17 protein-coding genes are annotated in these 16,768 nt (G+C 45.4%); 15 read left to right on the top strand and 2 right to left on the bottom strand.

Annotated features, from left to right (window positions below):
- Positions 1–9 precede the first annotated feature (9 nt).
- From HF966_RS05490 to pyrE, 5 genes are read left to right on the top strand one after another with little or no spacing between them, the layout of a single operon-like run.
- Positions 10–1,098: a carbamoyl phosphate synthase small subunit gene (locus HF966_RS05490; RefSeq protein ID WP_168676935.1), complete on the top strand. Its 1,089-nt coding sequence runs from the start codon at positions 10–12 to the stop codon at positions 1,096–1,098.
- Positions 1,091–4,270 (top strand): carbamoyl-phosphate synthase large subunit, encoded by a 3,180-nt coding sequence (carB, locus tag HF966_RS05495; RefSeq protein WP_168676937.1) that lies wholly within the window; start codon positions 1,091–1,093, stop codon positions 4,268–4,270. The genes HF966_RS05490 and carB overlap by 8 nt, the downstream gene beginning before the upstream one ends.
- 55 nt (positions 4,271–4,325) lie before the next feature.
- Positions 4,326–5,261 carry a dihydroorotate dehydrogenase gene (locus HF966_RS05500; RefSeq protein ID WP_168676939.1) on the top strand — a complete coding sequence of 312 codons (936 nt, stop codon included), beginning with the start codon at positions 4,326–4,328 and terminating at the stop codon, positions 5,259–5,261.
- A gap of 11 nt (positions 5,262–5,272) precedes the next feature.
- Positions 5,273–5,971, top strand: a complete 699-nt coding sequence (gene pyrF / locus HF966_RS05505; RefSeq protein WP_168676941.1) for an orotidine-5'-phosphate decarboxylase — start codon at positions 5,273–5,275, stop codon at positions 5,969–5,971.
- Positions 5,968–6,600: an orotate phosphoribosyltransferase gene (gene pyrE, locus HF966_RS05510; protein WP_168676943.1), complete on the top strand. Its 633-nt coding sequence runs from the start codon at positions 5,968–5,970 to the stop codon at positions 6,598–6,600. The genes pyrF and pyrE overlap by 4 nt, the downstream gene beginning before the upstream one ends.
- Positions 6,601–6,642: 42 nt before the next feature.
- On the opposite strand, the gene lexA is transcribed toward pyrE, so the two are convergent.
- Positions 6,643–7,284: a transcriptional repressor LexA gene (gene lexA, locus HF966_RS05515; RefSeq protein WP_168676945.1), complete on the bottom strand. Its 642-nt coding sequence runs from the start codon at positions 7,282–7,284 to the stop codon at positions 6,643–6,645.
- Positions 7,285–7,567: 283 nt separating this feature from the next.
- On the opposite strand from lexA, the gene HF966_RS05520 reads away from it, so the two are divergent.
- Positions 7,568–7,801 (top strand): YneF family protein, encoded by a 234-nt coding sequence (locus HF966_RS05520; RefSeq protein ID WP_168676948.1) that lies wholly within the window; start codon positions 7,568–7,570, stop codon positions 7,799–7,801.
- 10 nt (positions 7,802–7,811) lie between these two features.
- Here the strand turns inward: HF966_RS05520 and HF966_RS05525 are convergent, their stop codons facing one another.
- Positions 7,812–8,447 carry a lysophospholipid acyltransferase family protein gene (locus tag HF966_RS05525; protein WP_168676950.1) on the bottom strand — a complete coding sequence of 212 codons (636 nt, stop codon included), beginning with the start codon at positions 8,445–8,447 and terminating at the stop codon, positions 7,812–7,814.
- Between the two features lie 58 nt (positions 8,448–8,505).
- Here HF966_RS05525 and HF966_RS05530 point away from each other — a divergent pair, with 58 nt between their 5' ends.
- The 9 genes from HF966_RS05530 (at position 8,506) to glyS (ending at position 16,742) form a co-directional block, all read left to right on the top strand.
- Positions 8,506–9,270 (top strand): tRNA1(Val) (adenine(37)-N6)-methyltransferase, encoded by a 765-nt coding sequence (locus HF966_RS05530; protein ID WP_168676952.1) that lies wholly within the window; start codon positions 8,506–8,508, stop codon positions 9,268–9,270.
- Positions 9,267–9,548, top strand: a complete 282-nt coding sequence (locus HF966_RS05535) for a GIY-YIG nuclease family protein (protein ID WP_168676954.1) — start codon at positions 9,267–9,269, stop codon at positions 9,546–9,548. Before HF966_RS05530 ends, HF966_RS05535 begins: the two co-directional genes overlap by 4 nt.
- Positions 9,549–9,689: 141 nt before the next feature.
- On the top strand, positions 9,690–10,466 hold the full coding sequence (gene rpsB / locus HF966_RS05540; RefSeq protein ID WP_168676956.1) for a 30S ribosomal protein S2: 777 nt from the start codon (positions 9,690–9,692) through the stop codon (positions 10,464–10,466).
- Between the two features lie 125 nt (positions 10,467–10,591).
- Positions 10,592–11,467 carry a translation elongation factor Ts gene (gene tsf / locus HF966_RS05545; RefSeq protein ID WP_168676958.1) on the top strand — a complete coding sequence of 292 codons (876 nt, stop codon included), beginning with the start codon at positions 10,592–10,594 and terminating at the stop codon, positions 11,465–11,467.
- A gap of 91 nt (positions 11,468–11,558) precedes the next feature.
- Entirely contained in the window at positions 11,559–12,284 is a 726-nt protein-coding gene (gene pyrH / locus HF966_RS05550) for a UMP kinase (RefSeq protein ID WP_168676960.1), read from the top strand.
- Positions 12,284–12,829 (top strand): ribosome recycling factor, encoded by a 546-nt coding sequence (frr, locus tag HF966_RS05555; protein WP_168676962.1) that lies wholly within the window; start codon positions 12,284–12,286, stop codon positions 12,827–12,829. Before pyrH ends, frr begins: the two co-directional genes overlap by 1 nt.
- 347 nt (positions 12,830–13,176) lie before the next feature.
- Positions 13,177–13,590 (top strand): iron chaperone, encoded by a 414-nt coding sequence (locus HF966_RS05560; protein ID WP_168676963.1) that lies wholly within the window; start codon positions 13,177–13,179, stop codon positions 13,588–13,590.
- A gap of 48 nt (positions 13,591–13,638) precedes the next feature.
- Positions 13,639–14,589: a glycine--tRNA ligase subunit alpha gene (gene glyQ, locus HF966_RS05565; RefSeq protein ID WP_168676965.1), complete on the top strand. Its 951-nt coding sequence runs from the start codon at positions 13,639–13,641 to the stop codon at positions 14,587–14,589.
- A gap of 92 nt (positions 14,590–14,681) precedes the next feature.
- Entirely contained in the window at positions 14,682–16,742 is a 2,061-nt protein-coding gene (gene glyS, locus HF966_RS05570) for a glycine--tRNA ligase subunit beta (RefSeq protein WP_168676967.1), read from the top strand.
- Positions 16,743–16,768: the final 26 nt, after the last annotated feature.

Raw genomic sequence — 16,768 nt, forward strand, 5'->3', positions numbered from 1 at the left:
AAGAGACAAATGAAAAAGCGATACTTAGTACTTGAAAACGGATCAGTCTATGAAGGCGAAGCCTTTGGCGCAGAAACAGATGTGATGGCTGAACTTGTTTTTAACACAGGCATGTCAGGCTACCAAGAATCAATCACCGATTTATCATATCGTGGTGAAATGATTGTTTTCACTTATCCATTAATCGGTAATTATGGTGTGAACCGTGACGATTTTGAAAGTTTACGACCAGCAGCATCGGCCATTGTGGTGCATGAAATTGCCCGCCGGCCAAGTAACTGGCGTAAAATGATGAGCCTCGCTGAATGGGCTGAACGGACTGGCATGCCAGGGATTACAGGCGTCGATACTCGTGCATTGACCCGTGAATTACGTGACCAAGGGGCGATGAAAGCGGCCTTGGTTGATGAAATCACTGACGATGTTTATGCCAAACTACATGACTTTGAGACACCAACAGATTTGGTTGCTGAAGCAACGACGAAGACACAATATCAAAACCCAACAGATGGGGTCTCAATTGCCTTGATTGATTTTGGCTTGAAGAATTCGATTTTGCGCTCGTTGGCCAAACGCGGCGTTAACGTGATGGTTTTCCCAGCCGATGTATCAGCTGAAACTGTATTGGCAGCCAATCCTGATGGTATTTTGCTCTCAAATGGCCCAGGAAACCCTGAAGATGCCGCTTATGCCATTCCAACAATCCAGGCCTTGCAAGAAGTTTTGCCTTTGATGGGGATTTGCTTGGGCCACCAATTGTTTGCCCTATCAAACGGTGCACAAACGTATAAGCTTAAGTTTGGTCATCGTGGTTTCAACCATGCGGTCCGTCATCTTGCCCACGATCGTTTGGACTTCACGTCACAAAACCACGGTTATGCGGTAGATCGTGACAGTTTGGCCACAACGAACTTAGAAGTCACCCATGAAGAAATTAACGACTTAACGGTTGAAGGCTTACGTTTAAAGAACCACCACGCTTTCTCAGTCCAATTCCATCCAGATGCTGCCCCAGGGCCACATGATGCGGAATACTTATTCGATGACTTTTTGAACATGATTGCTGAATCACAAAAGGAGACAACACAACATGCCTAAGCGTACAGACATTAACAAAGTATTGGTGATTGGCTCTGGTCCAATTGTGATCGGACAAGCCGCTGAGTTCGACTATTCGGGCACACAAGCTGCTTTGAGCTTGAAAGAAGAAGGCTACCATGTCATTTTGGTGAACTCAAACCCTGCCACAATTATGACGGATGCGGAAATCGCTGATAAGGTTTATGTGGAGCCAATTTCAATTGATTTTATCGAACGTATTTTGCGTAAAGAGCGTCCAGATGCCATTCTACCAACCCTTGGGGGACAAACAGGTTTGAATATGGCAAAGGATTTGTCTGAAGCCGGGATCTTAGATGAGTTGCATATCGAATTGCTTGGGACCAAGTTGACAGCCATTGAAGAAGCCGAAGACCGTGAAGCCTTCAAGGATTTGATGGAACGCTTGAATGAACCCATCCCCGAATCAACCATTGCCACGACTTTGGAACAAGCCCTTGCCTTTGCCGACACGCATGGCTATCCAGTGATTGTTCGCCCAGCTTATACTTTGGGCGGCACTGGAGGCGGGATTGCAGCAACGCATGAAGAATTGGTTGAAATTGCAGCGAATGGCTTGGAATTGTCACCTGTTACACAAGTCTTGATTGAACGCTCAATTGCTGGTTACAAAGAAATTGAATTTGAAGTCATGCGCGATGCGCACGACAACGCCTTGGTCGTCGCTTCAATGGAAAACTTTGATCCCGTTGGTGTGCATACTGGTGACTCAATTGTCACGGCACCAGTGCAAACGTTATCCGATCGCGAAGTTCAAATGATGCGTGATTCAGCTTTGAAAATCATCCGCGCTTTGAAGATTGAAGGTGGCGTCAACATTCAAATGGCTTTGGATCCAAAGTCATACAAGTATTACATTATCGAAGTGAACCCCCGTGTGTCACGCTCATCAGCGTTGGCCTCAAAAGCTACTGGGTATCCCATTGCCAAAATGGCAGCCAAAATTGCGGTCGGCTTGACATTAGATGAAATCATCAACCCAGTCACAGGGACAACCAAGGCCGAATTTGAACCTGCCTTGGACTATGTGGTCTTCAAGATTCCACGCTGGCCATTTGACAAGTTCGCAACGGCTGATCGTCGTCTTGGTACGCAAATGAAGGCTACCGGCGAAGTCATGGCGATTGGCCGTAACATGGAAGAAGCCATGTTAAAAGCAGTGCGCTCTCTTGAAATTGGGGCAACCGGCTTAAATGACATCACATATGATGATATGACAGATGAAGCGTTGCTTGAAGCTTTGATGCCTGCCCGTGATGATCGGTTATTCATGATTGCTGATTTGTTGCGTCGTGGTGTGACGATTGAAATAATTCATGACAAAACACAAATTGATGAATTCTTCTTGGATAAAGTGTCTCACGTGGTTGAAATCGAACGTGATGTGGCCGCACATATCGGCGATTTAGACTTCTTGCACTATGCCAAGAAAAACGGCTTTGCCGATGAAACAATTGCCGGACTTTGGCAGAAAACAACAGCGGAAATTCGCCAATTACGTCAAGAAGCTGGCATCACGCCAGTTTATAAGATGGTGGATACCGTTGCGGCGGAATTTGAGTCACAAACGCCTTATTTCTATGCCACTTACGAACGGGAAAACGAATCCGTGAAGTCGGATAAGCCATCGGTGATTGTTTTGGGTTCTGGCCCAATTCGCATCGGGCAAGGGGTGGAGTTTGACTACGCCACGGTGCATGCCGTGAAGGCCATCCAACGCGCAGGTTATGAAGCCATCATTATGAATTCTAACCCCGAAACCGTTTCAACGGATTTCTCAATCTCAGATAAGTTGTACTTTGAACCGTTGACACTTGAAGATGTCTTAAATGTGATTGACCTCGAACAACCCTTAGGTGTTGTTGTGCAATTTGGTGGGCAAACAGCCATCAATTTGGCGCAACCACTATCTGAAAACGGCGTTCAAATTCTTGGTACAACCGTTGAAGATTTGAATCGTGCCGAAGATCGTGAAGCCTTTGATCAGGTCATCAAGCAACTCCAATTGCCACAACCCATTGGTCAAACAGCGACAACCGTTGCCGGTGCTTTGGCAGCTGCCCAAGAAATTGGCTACCCAGTCTTGATTCGCCCATCATATGTCCTTGGTGGTCGGGCGATGGAAATTGTGTCATCCGATGATGAGTTGCAAGATTATATGCAACGTGCCGTTAAGGTGTCAAATGATCATCCGGTATTGATTGATTCATACTTGGTGGGACAAGAAGCGGAAGTTGATGTCTTGTCAGATGGCGAAACTGCCGTTATTCCAGGTATCATGGAACATATTGAACGGGCAGGGGTCCATTCAGGCGACTCGATGTCTGTTTACCCACCACAGTATTTGTCACAAAAAGTGCAAGATGAAATGACCCAAGCAGCCATTAACTTGGCCAAGGCGATGGGGACGATTGGCTTGATGAACGTGCAGTTTGTCATCCATGAAGACACGGCTTACGTGATTGAAGTGAACCCACGTGCTTCACGTACTGTGCCATTCATTTCCAAGGTGACCCACTTACCATTGGCTCAACTCGCAACGCGGGTGATGTTGGGTGAAAAGTTGGCGGATATGGGCTTTGAAACAGGGCTCGTGCCAGCGGACGACATGGTGCATGTGAAGGCACCAATCTTCTCATTCACCAAGTTGCCAGATGTTGATTCATTACTTGGTCCAGAAATGAAGTCAACAGGTGAAGTCATGGGTTCTGACACAACATTACCAAAGGCTTTGTATAAGGCCTTTGTGGCTTCAAACATTAAAGTACCACAATATGGTAATGTGCTTTTCACTGTCGCTGATGATGACAAAGAAGAAGCTTTGTCATTAGCGCGTCGTTTCAATGACCTTGGCTTTGCCTTGTTTGCTACAGCTGGCACTGGTGCCTACCTCGCATCGCAAGACTTACCAGTTGAAACGCTCGATAAGATTGCTGAATCAAATAATAACTCAGTAGAAGCCTTACGTGCTCAAAAGCTTCAAGTAGTGATTAACACGACCCAAGCCGATGACCGCGCTGAATCTGATGGCCGTTTAATTCGTAATGCAGCCATTGAAAATGCCGTGCCACTCTTTACGGCATTAGACACAGTGAACGCTTTCTTGGATGTCCTTGAAAGCCGTAGCTTCACTGTCAACGAAATGAAATAACCAACGCTACACACCACTAATAAAATTGTCCCGTGAGACAAATTAGGAGAAAAATATGACGCAACAACGTTTAGCAGTACAACTACCAGGATTAAATCTGAAAAATCCAATTATGAATTCGTCAGGCGCCGTTTATTTTGGTTTGGAAGATAAGTATGGGATTGAAAAATCAGGTGCCTTGGTCACAAAGACAATCACCATGGCACAACGCGCGGGAAATCCACAACCCTGGGTCATCAATATTCCAAGCGGTGTCATGAACTCGGTTGGCTTGGCGAATCCAGGGGTCGAAAATGTCATGGCTGATTTCTTGCCAAAAATCACTGAAAAATATGCAAATGACTTGCCAGTGATGGCGTCAATTGCCGGTGAATCTGTGCAGGAATATCGTGAATTGGCACGATTACTGTCTGCAACAGGCCACATTATGGCGATTGAAGTGAACTTATCATGCCCCAATGTGGACCGTGGCGGCATGGCCTTTGGGGTAGATGCACAATCAGCTGGTGAAGTCATTGCGGCCATCAAGGCGGTCACAGACTTACCGGTTTATGCCAAATTGTCACCCAATGTCACAGACATTAAGCCGATTGCCAAAGCTGTTGAAGCTGCTGGTGCCGATGGCATTGTGCTCATTAATACGGTGGTGGGGATGCGTTTTGACTTGAACACGCGGGCCCCACAGCTAGCGCGTGGCACCGGTGGAATGTCTGGGGCAGCAATTCATCCGATTGCAGTGCGTTTTGTCTACGAAGTCGCCCAAACGGTCACGATTCCAGTCATTGGTGTGGGTGGTATTCGCACAGTAGACGATGCCTTAGAAATGCTGATGGCTGGTGCTAGCGCTGTTCAAGTCGGTTTCACATTAGCTGAAAACCCAACAGCCATGGTCGACATCATTGCGGCGCTACCGGACGCATTAGATCAATATGGTTTTGATGACGTACAAGCCGTGACAAACACGTTTAAAAACTCAGGAAACAGAAGTTGAAAGGAATGCTGATGACTGCACCTGTATTTATTGCCTTAGATTTTCCCGATGCTGCCAGTGCGCAAGCGTTTTTGGCACAATTTCACGACTTGCCTGCACAACCAGCCGTCAAAGTTGGCATGGAATTATTTTATGCCGCGGGGCCAGCATTTGTGCGTGAGCTACGCGCGCAAGGCTTTGCCGTCTTTTTAGATTTAAAGTTATATGATATTCCTAACACGGTTGGTCACGCGGTCGCCAGTCTGGCCCAACTTGATGTGCAATATTTGACAGTACATGCGGCTGGTGGCACGAAGATGTTGCAGCAAGCCGTGGCCAACAAAGGTACTGACATGAAAATTTTGGCTGTGACACAACTCACATCATTTTCAGAAGCAGACATGCAAGCCACGCAACAAACCACCTTGTCAATGGCTGAAAGTGTCCAACATTTGGCAAAAATGGCGTATGCCGCGGGTGTCGACGGCACGATTAGTGCACCGGGTGAAGCTGCCCTTATTCGTGACGTGACGGCAGATGATTTCTTACGGATCACACCGGGGATTCGCTTAGCCGGTGATGCCGCTGATGACCAAGCACGCATTACGACACCAGCCGTTGCCCGTGAGTCGGGTGCCACGGGTCTGGTCGTCGGTCGTTCAATTACTAAAGCACAAGCGCCAGTTGCCGCCTATCAACGCGTGATGGCAGAATGGGGAGATAAAATATGACAGGATATGCAACACAAGTCGCAAGTGACTTATTAACGATTGGTGCCGTGAAGTTCTCACCGGAAGCACCTTTTACCTGGGCATCAGGGATTAAAAGCCCAATTTATACCGATAACCGCATGACGATTGGCTTTCCTGAAGTCCGTCAAAACATTTTCAAAGGCTTGGCTGAGCTGATTACCACCAATTACGGTGATGTTGATATCATCGGTGGGGTGGCGACAGCAGGCATTCCCCATGCGGCTTGGGTCGCTGAAACATTGAATAAGCCGATGATTTATGTGCGTTCTAAGCCAAAAGATCATGGGGCCGGTCGACAAACGGAAGGGGCCGAAGTTGCTGGGAAAAAAGTGGTGCTCATTGATGATTTGATCTCAACTGGTGGGTCAGTCTTAGGCGCCGTTGAAGCGGTTCGTCAAGCTGGTGCTGAAGTGTTGGGGGTTGTCTCAATATTCTCATATGAATTGCCGGATGGCGTGGTGAATTTTGAACAAGCCGGTTTGACATTCCAATCATTGACGACCTATTCACAACTCATTGATGCGGCGATTGCGCGAGGCGATTTGAATACCTCACAACTTGCCACATTAAAAGATTGGCAAAAATCTCCTGCCGAATGGCAAGTGTAAACACAAAAAAGCAGTCCGACGAAAGTCGGACTGCTTTTTTGTTTAATAAATTGCATCGCGGTAAAGGCCAATCACCTTACCAAGAATTGTCACGTGTTCTAAAATAATTGGTGCCATGGCATCGTTTTCTGGCTGTAACCGGAAATGATCGGCATCACGGAAGAAGCGCTTGACCGTGGCTTCATCGTCATCATTCATCGCGACGACAACGTCACCGTTATCAGCATTATCTTGTCGGCGCACAATCACTTTGTCGCCATCAAGGATGCCAATATTCATCATGGAGTTGCCACGCACATGTAACATAAACATGTCGCCGTCAAACTGCATCAAGTTATCGGGGATTGGGAAGAATTCAGTGGCTTCCTCTTCGACTGCTAAGATTGGCGTGCCGGCAGTCACTTGTCCAAGCACTGGGATTCGGCCCGGTGTGGTGGAGACCCCAAGTGCTTCTAATCCTGAATCGGTCACTTCAATGGCGCGAGCCCGCGGCTTGGAAGCATCCTTTAGAAGAAAGCCTTTTTTAACTAGGCGTTCAATATGTCCGTGAATTGTTGAAGAAGACGAGAGGCCGACTGCTTCACCAACTTCTCGAACCGTTGGTGGGAAACCATTATTGAGTTGGGCTTCATGAATGAAACGCAACACTTGGAGTTGTTTACTTTCTTGAATTTGCATTGCCATGATGGGTATATTCCTTAATAATAAGCGATTAATATAATTTCATTATAGCGAAAGTGGGAACAATAATCAAACATTTGTTCGTTGTTTTTAAAAAGTGATAACAAATGTACGCCGTTTCTTAAATAAATATTTAAAAACAAAGCAAATTCGCGTGTTTTGATGTGGAAAAACCTTGATTTTTTTTAAATTATACCTCACGCGCCAAAGCGGAGATGACCAACTTTCATGTGGTTTTTTATGGTATAATTTACTTTAGACAATTTTATTAAGGGGTTATTTAACCATGAATACAGGACTTGTAATCTTGATTTTTGTTTTAGGCGTTGTTATCGGATTGGTCGCCGGATTCTTCTTAGCGCGTAACTCGATGAAGAGTTACTTGGCAAAGAACCCACCAATTTCAGAAGACATGATGAAGTCAATGATGATGTCAATGGGCCAAAAGCCATCACAAAAGAAGTTAACGCAAATGATGGCTCAAATGAAGCAACAAAGTGAACGATCACAAAAAAAATAAGCCATTCGGCTTATTTTTTTTCGTGTTTGGGATCAACATATACCCAATCAGGGTCAACCTCATGATCCAGACGGTCAAATGCAGCTTGAATCATTTGCGTATATTTGGTAATGTTTTCTTTGTCCAACTTATCTTTGCGATCCACTACAATCGGTTCGCCAAAATTAATCGTTGTATTGCGACGTTTGAAAAGTTGACTAAACTTAACTGGGCCTTGATAAACAGCTGGCACAATCACTTTACCTGACATTTTAGCAATTAAAATCGTGCCAGATTTTAGTTTATCACTGTGGCGTGAACCAGATGGGAACATAATGAGTGACCGTGAGCCTGATTTCAATTCGCGCACTGGGACCTTAATGACGCTCGGCCCAACATTTTCACGGTCCACAGGGAAGGCACCAGCGGCGCGGATGAGCCAAGCTAATGGTGGGAATTTAAACAATTCAATTTTTGCCATAAAAATGAAATGCTTGGGGTAGGCTGCCACGGCATACCAAACGGGATCCCACCATGTACGGTGGGGGCCGACAAGGATGTAATTATCATTGTCGGGCAAACGGTCGCGGTTCATATACTTAATACGGCCCGTGATCGTCCAAATAATGCCAACGGCCACGCCGCGGAGTACATCATAAAATTTCATTCTGATTCACCTCATAAACTGTCCTAACTATTCTACACGAAATTGCGAGAAAAAAACAATGATTGAACCAATTCTTAAAGAAGGTGAACGTATTGATGGTTTACCAGCCCAAAACATTCGCATTATTCAAAATCCCGATATGTTCTCTTATTCGCTGGATGCGATTTTATTGGCACATTTTGCCAGTGTCAAAGGCAAGGGCAGCGGTCTCACGGTTGATTTAGGGGCTGGAACAGGTGCTGTGGGTTTATTTTATGCCCCTCGCGTCACAGGACAAATTAAGTTGGTTGAAATTCAACCAGAATTAGCTGAGATGGCCCAACGGAGCGTGAGCCTAAATCAATTGGCTGATCGGGTGCAAGTGATTCAATCGGATATGAAAGCCATCTTTGATGTCATTCAACCTGGTTCGGCTGAAACGGTCTTGTCCAATCCACCATACTTTCCATTAAATGATACAACGAAAACCAATAACGACCCGCATTATGAAATGGCGCGTCATGAGCTCACAATTGATTTGCCAGGTTTGGCCCAAGTGGCCAATAAATTGTTAAAAAATAATGGTAAGTTTTACATGGTCCATCGTCCGGATCGCCTGGCTGATATTTTCGCTGCTTTTGCTCAACGCAAGTTGGTGATTAAACGTGTGCAATTCGTCTACGGCAAAGCTGATCGTGAAGCCAATATGGTACTTGTCGAAGCTATAAAATCAGGCAAGCCTGGCGGTGTGCGTATTATGCCACCTATTGTCGCTTACACCGACACCAATGATTACACCCCACAAGTGAAAACGATTCTCTATGGTCAAGCGTGGTCAAAATGAAACAATATTTTTTTTACGTCCTTTATACGGCAGATGGGTATTTCTATGGTGGGTTTACTGATGATGTGGCGCGCCGATTTGCCACCCATGTTAAACGACAAGGGGCGAAGTTTACACGCGTTAAGTCACGTCATCCGTTACAATTGGTTTTTTCACAAGCGTTTGATTCTAAAAGTGAAGCCTTACATGCGGAAGCTATTTTTAAACGATTAACACGGGCCAAAAAAGAAGTATTTTTAGCTGAAAACGGTGTCTCAGCAACAATTTGGCAGAAATAACTTGATTTATACCATAAACCCTGTATAATATTAACTGTTGTCAAAAGCAACAAATACACACGGCAAACGAGTTCACATAGGTGCAGAAATGTCAGTGTGAACGTCGAATTTGTCGGCGGAAAAAACCTAGGAGGCCAGATCATGGCAGTTATTTCAATGAAAGAACTCCTCGAAGCAGGAGTACATTTCGGTCACCAAACACGTCGTTGGGACCCAAAGATGGATGAATATATCTTTACAGAACGTAATGGTATTCACATCATCGATTTGCAAAAGACAGTTAAGTTGGTTGATGAAGCTTATAACTTCATGCGCAACGCATCAACTGACGGTGCAAACTTCTTGTTCGTTGGGACTAAGAAGCAAGCTTCAGACGCAATCGCTGAAGAAGCTGCACGCGCTGGTCAATACTACATCAACCACCGTTGGTTGGGTGGTACTTTGACAAACTGGAACACAATCAAGACACGTATCCAACGTTTGAAGGACTTGGAAGCAATGGCCGAAGACGGTACATTCGAACAATTGCCTAAGAAGGAAGTTGTGTTGTTGAACAAGCAACGCGAAAAGTTGAGCAAGTTCTTGGGTGGTATCAAGGATATGCCTGGTTTGCCTGACGTGTTGGTCGTTGTGGATCCTAAGAAGGAAGAAATCGCCGTTAAGGAAGCTAACATGTTGAACATCCCTGTTGTGGCAATGATCGACACAAATGCTAACCCTGAAGTGGTTGACGTTAAGATTCCTGCAAACGATGACGCAATTCGTGCCGTTCGTTTGATCACTGCTAAGATGGCTGATGCTGTTATCGAAGGCCGTCAAGGTCAAGATTCAGCACCTGAAGATGCCTTCGTTGCTGGTGATGAAAACACAGAATCAATCGAAGAAATTGCTAACATCGTTGAAGAAGGCAATAACTAAGACTTTAATGACATTTGCCGTTCCTGCGGACCTGTTTGGGACGCGGAAACGGCATTTTTATTTGTTCGAAACCAGAACAAATCATGATATAATAAAAATATAAACATTTTTAGAGGAGCACTATAATGGCAATTACTGCTGCACAAGTAAAAGAACTACGCGACAAGACATCTGTTGGTATGATGGATGCAAAGAAGGCTTTGGTTGAAGCTGACGGTGACCTTGACAAGGCCATCGACTTGCTCCGTGAAAAGGGTATGGCAAAGGCTGCAAAGAAGGGTGACCGTATTGCTGCTGAAGGGATGACTTACGTTGCTGTTAAGGGCAACAAGGCTGCCATCATCGAATTGAACTCAGAAACTGACTTCGTTGCTGGTAACGCAGAATTCAACGATTTGTTGAAGGCTGTTGCTAACGCCATCGTTGAATTCTCACCAGCAGACGTTGAAGCAGCGTTGGCTTTGGAAGTTGAAGCTGGTCAAACTTTGAACGACAAGATCATCGGTACAACACAAATTACTGGTGAAAAGATTACTTTGCGTCGCTTCACAGTTGTTGAAAAGTCAGATGCAGAAAACTTTGGTGCATACTCTCACTTGGCTGGTTCAATTTCAGCATTGGTTGTTGTTGACGGTGCTTCTGAAGAAGCAGCAAAGGATATCGCAATGCACGTTGCTGCGATTGCCCCACAATACGTATCAGACGCTGATGTGCCTGCAGAAGTTGTTGAAAAAGAAAAGGCCGTACAATTGGCTTCTGAAGACTTAGCTGGTAAGCCTGACAACATCAAGGAAAAGATGGTTGAAGGTCGTATTAAGAAGTTCTTGGCTGAAATTTCATTGTTGGATCAAGCCTTTGTTAAGAATGGCGATCAAACAGTTGCTGAATTTATCGCCTCACAAAATGGTTCAGTCAAGTCATTTGTTCGTTACCAAGTTGGTGATGGTATCGAAAAGAAAGTGACTGATTTGGCCGAAGAAGTTGCTAAGCAATTAGGTTAATTTTTAACGAAAGTGCGTTATCTTATTATGACGCACTTTTTTTGCGGAATATTTTGGTATAATGAACTAGATAATGAAAATGAGGTAAATCATGACGGATATTAAATACAAACGTGTTCTGATGAAGCTGTCAGGCGAAGCTTTGGCCGGTGAAAAGGGGCAAGGCATCGACCTTGAAACAGTTTCAGAGATCGCGCAAGATTTGAAAGAAGTACACGATCTTGGCACACAAATCGCCATTGTTGTCGGCGGTGGTAACCTTTGGCGTGGTGAACCGGCATCAAAGGTTGGTATGGAACGTTCTCGTGCCGATTACACAGGGATGCTTGGGACAACCATGAATGCCTTAGTGTTGCAAGATGCCCTTGAACGTGCGGGTGTTGATACGCGCGTCCAGACAGCCATTACGATGCAACAAATTGCAGAACCTTATATTCGTGGGCGTGCGATTCGCCACTTAGAAAAGGGTCGCATTGTCATTTTTGCAGCCGGTACAGGTTCACCTTATTTCTCAACAGACACGACGGCGGCACTGCGTGCTAACGAAATCAATGCGGATGCGATCTTGATGGGAAAGAATGGTGTTGATGGGATTTATGATTCAGACCCAAATAAGAATGAAGATGCTGTTAAGTTCACTGAATTGACGCATTTGGACATTTTGCAAAAGGGTTTGAAGGTCATGGACTCAACGGCAAGTTCATTATCAATGGACAATAACATGCCATTGGTTGTCTTTAACTTGAATACACCGGGCAATTTGAAGCGTGTTGTCCTGGGTGAAAATATTGGTACAACAGTAACGGGAGATAAATAATGGCTTTTGATTTAACAGATGCAAAAACACGGATGCAAGGGGCACAAGATGCTTTGCAACGTGAACTTGGTAGTATTCGAACAGGACGGGCAAATCCACGGATTTTAGATCGGATTGAAGTGGAATATTATGGGGCTATGACGCCATTGAACCAAGTGGCTTCAATTTCAGTGCCTGAAGCACGTATCTTGTTGATTACACCATTTGATAAGTCTGCCTTGGATGAAATTGTTCGTGCCATCAACATGTCTGATTTGGGTTTGAACCCAGCAAGTGATGGCAATATTGTGCGCTTGGCCATTCCGCAAATGACAGAAGAAGGCCGTAAAGAATTGGCAAAGCAAGTGAAAGCGGAAGCTGAAAAAGCCAAGGTTTCAATCCGTAACGTGCGTCGTGATGCGATGGACAGCGTTAAAAAGGACAAAGAGTTGCCTGAAGATGATGCCCGCAAGGCTGAAGATGATGTGCAAAAGTTGACGGATGAAAACATCAAGGCAATTGATGCCATTGCAGCCGACAAGGAAAAGGAATTGCTAACGATTTAATACGTGTTGGTATGGTTCTTCTACAGGGTGTTTGATCACCACACGAAACAGGCTGCTAGCTGGCTATTACGTGCCGTGTTTGTGATTACGGCAACGATTGCATGACGTCATCTGGTGGCCGATCAAATCATATCGTGTGTAGGGCTTGACGTTTTGTGATTGGCAAGGCATAATAAGAGATAATAACGTTGGTAAACGATGAAACCATGTGGCGATGGTGGAGGGCATCAGCGCTTCGAGTGTCTGCTTCGGCAGGAAATCAGGTGGAACCGCGCGACAGCGTCCTGATGTCAATTGATTTTGGCATCGGGACGCTTTTTGTTTTGATGCAGAAAGGACAGTAATTTATGACACCAGCAAGAAACTTTGAGGCCTATTTTGATGATCATGAGATACCGGCACAACATCTCGCACAAATGCAACTTGTGCGCCAATATGTCCATGAGATCTATCCGGCCATTACTGAACGCGTTGCTTACGCAATGCCTGGGTTTTACCCGGTAGAGGGTAAAAAAGCGACTGAAACATTGCTTTTTATTATGGCACAAAAGAATTGGTTGGGCATTTATGCGATGCCAACATTTAATGCGACGTACCAAGAATTTTTAGCAGCCGAAGGGCTACAAACCGGCAAGGGCTCAATTCAAGTGCCATATGATTATCCTGCCGATAAATTACGGCAGTTGATTGGTAAGATTATCTTAGAGAATTTACGGCATTTCGATTTTCAAGTGCCAGAATCTGTATTGCCATTTGCATAATACCGGCGTTTAAATTGACCGGACATGCGTAAAATTTAGGAGTAAAAAATGACAGATAAACTATCATTACAAGATATTATTTTAACGTTACAACAATACTGGGCTAAGCAAGGGGCTAATCTCATGCAAGCCTATGACAATGAAGTCGGGGCTGGGACGCAATCACCTTACACGTTCTTACGTGCTAATGGGCCAGAACCTTGGCACGCTGCTTACGTCCAGCCGTCCCGCCGTCCCGCCGACGGTCGTTATGGCGACAACCCCAATCGTTTGTTCCAACATCATCAATTCCAAGTGGTGATGAAGCCAAGTCCCGTTAATATCCAAGAATTGTATTTGGGATCGTTGGAAGCTTTGGGTATAAAGCCATTAGAACATGATATTCGCTTTGTTGAAGACAACTGGGAAAACCCTTCGATGGGCGCAGCTGGTATTGGCTGGGAAGTGTGGTTGGATGGCATGGAAGTGACCCAATTCACATATTTCCAACAAGTTGGTGGGATTGAAGTGGATTCTGTGACAGCCGAAGTAACTTATGGTTTGGAACGTTTGGCTTCATATATTCAAGATGTCCCAACGGTTTATGATTTGGAATGGGGCAATGGGGTACTTTACGGCGATATTTTCAAGGAACCTGAATTTGAACATTCAACGTACGCTTTTGAAGCATCAGACCAAGAGATGCTCTTACGTCATTTTGATGAATTCGAAGCGGAAGCCACGCGCTTATTAGGGCTTGGTTTGGTACATCCAGCGTATGATTATATTCTAAAGTCATCACATACCTTTAACTTACTTGATGCGCGTGGGACAGTCTCAGTGACAGAGCGCGCTGGGTATTTGCACCGTATTCGCACAATGGCGCGCCAAGTGTCAAAGGTCTTTATTGAAGAACGCGCTAAGCTAGGCTTCCCATTGTTAAAGGACGCCGAACTACGTGACAAGTACCTTGGTGACAATGGTAAATATGCGGTTAAGGATGCAGAAAACGCACGCTAAACCCATAACGAGGGCATGAATGATATGAAAGTAGAAGGCATGCGTGCCTCTGTTTTGCCCTTAGTTGTAAACGAATAATTGGAGAAATCAGAATGTCAACATTTTTACTAGAAATTGGATTGGAAGAAGTGCCTGCGCACTTGGTGACGCCTTCTGAAGCACAGCTTGTGGCCCGCACTGAGGCCTTTTTGGCCGAACATCGATTAACAGTCGGCGAGATTAAGCCATTTTCAACGCCGCGTCGTTTGGCTGTGCAGCTTTTAGATGTGGCTGCAGAATCAGAGGCACTGTCAGAAGAAAAGCGTGGGCCGTCACTTGATCGGGCAAAGGATGAAGCAGGAAACTGGACCAAGGCTGCACAAGGCTTTGCCCGCGGACAAGGCGCCACACCAGATGACTTTGTGGCGCGAGATGGCTATGTTTGGTTAACAAAAGCGACCCCAGGTGTCCCAGCGGCAGAAATATTGTCACATATTGGTGAGGAAGTTGTTGCGCAAATGAAGTTCACGACATACATGAAGTGGGCAAACCATGCCTTCTTGTATGTCCGCCCAATTCGTTGGTTGGTGGCTTTATTAGATGCAGAAGTGATTGATTTTAACATCTTAGAAGTCTCAACCAACCGTGTCACGCGAGGTCATCGATTCTTATCAGACGAAAATGTCGTGATTGACAACGCTAATGCCTACGCTGAGACTTTGAAGGCAGCCTTTGTCCTAGCAGATGCTGACGAACGACGCGCCACAATTCGTAAACAATTATCAACCATTGCGCAAGACAATGGTTGGGTATTACAACTTGATTCTGACAAGTCACAAGATTTATTAGAGGAAGTCAACAATATTGTTGAGTGGCCAACGGCGTTTACTGGTGGTTTTGATGAGAAGTATTTAGCGGTGCCTGATGAAGTTTTGATGACCTCAATGCGCGAACACCAACGTTTCTTCTATGTCACTGATGAAGCTGGGCATCTTTTGCCGCATTTCTTATCAGTGCGTAACGGTGATGCTGCGCATTTAGATAATGTGATTGCCGGTAACGAAAAAGTCTTAGTGGCGCGTTTGGAAGATGCTGCCTTCTTTTATCATGAAGATCAACAAAAAACGATTGCCGATAGCATGGCCAAAGTGGAAAAGTTGGTATTTCATGAAAAAATTGGTTCGGTTTATGAACACATGCAACGTGTTGGGCAGTTAGCCGCTGTATTGGCTGACCAACTCCAGTTTAATGCGACGCAAAAGGCCGACTTGGCGCGTGCGGCCGAAATTTATAAGTTTGATTTGATGACCGGCATGGTCGGCGAATTTGACGAATTACAAGGTGTCATGGGTGAGCATTATGCCAAGTTGTTTGGTGAAAATGCAGCGGTGGCGGCGGCAGTCAAGGAACACTATATGCCAACGTCAGCAACGGGTGATGTTGCGCAATCTGATGTCGGAGCAGTGTTAGCGATTGCTGATAAGTTAGATACCATTGTCACTTTCTTCTCAGCTGACTTGGTGCCATCGGGCTCAAATGACCCTTATGGCTTGCGTCGTGCTGCGACCGGTATCGTGCGCACCTTGCAAGAGAAGCAATGGCGCGTGGCATTAACACCAATCATTGCAGACTTTATTGCTCACACTGGCGCGGTGACGAGCCAAGCTGATCAGGCTGAAATTGGTCGCTTTATTTTGGATCGTGTGCGTAAGCTGGCGCTTGATGCGGGTGTTCGCCAAGATCTTGTGGCCGCTGGGACAGTCAATGTCGTGAACTTAGACGTGGTGTATATTGCCCAACGGGTGCAAACGTTAGCCCAACACGCAACGGACGACAATTTCCGTGAGGTGATTGAGGCTTTGACACGTGTCGCTCGTCTCGCAGTTAAGTTTGACACGGATGCCAAAGTGGACCCCGCTTTGTTTGAAAATGCAGCCGAAACAGCGTTATATGAAGCAACGCAATCCCTTGATTTGCACACGTTAGTCCTTTCAGGCAGTGAGGCGATGTATCAAGCATTGGCCAACTTGCAAGCGCCAATTGCCGCTTACTTTGACGTAACAATGGTCAATGCAGCAGATGAAGCTGTTAAAACGAATCGTTATGCACAATTGCATATGATTAATCACTTGTTAGTTGGCTTGGGAGATTTGGAAAAAATTGTGATTAAATAATCGCACCAAATAATTGAAAAGGTGGA

The sequence above is a fragment of the Leuconostoc holzapfelii genome, assembly GCF_012396485.1.
Classification (GTDB): Bacteria; Bacillota; Bacilli; order Lactobacillales; family Lactobacillaceae; genus Leuconostoc; species Leuconostoc holzapfelii.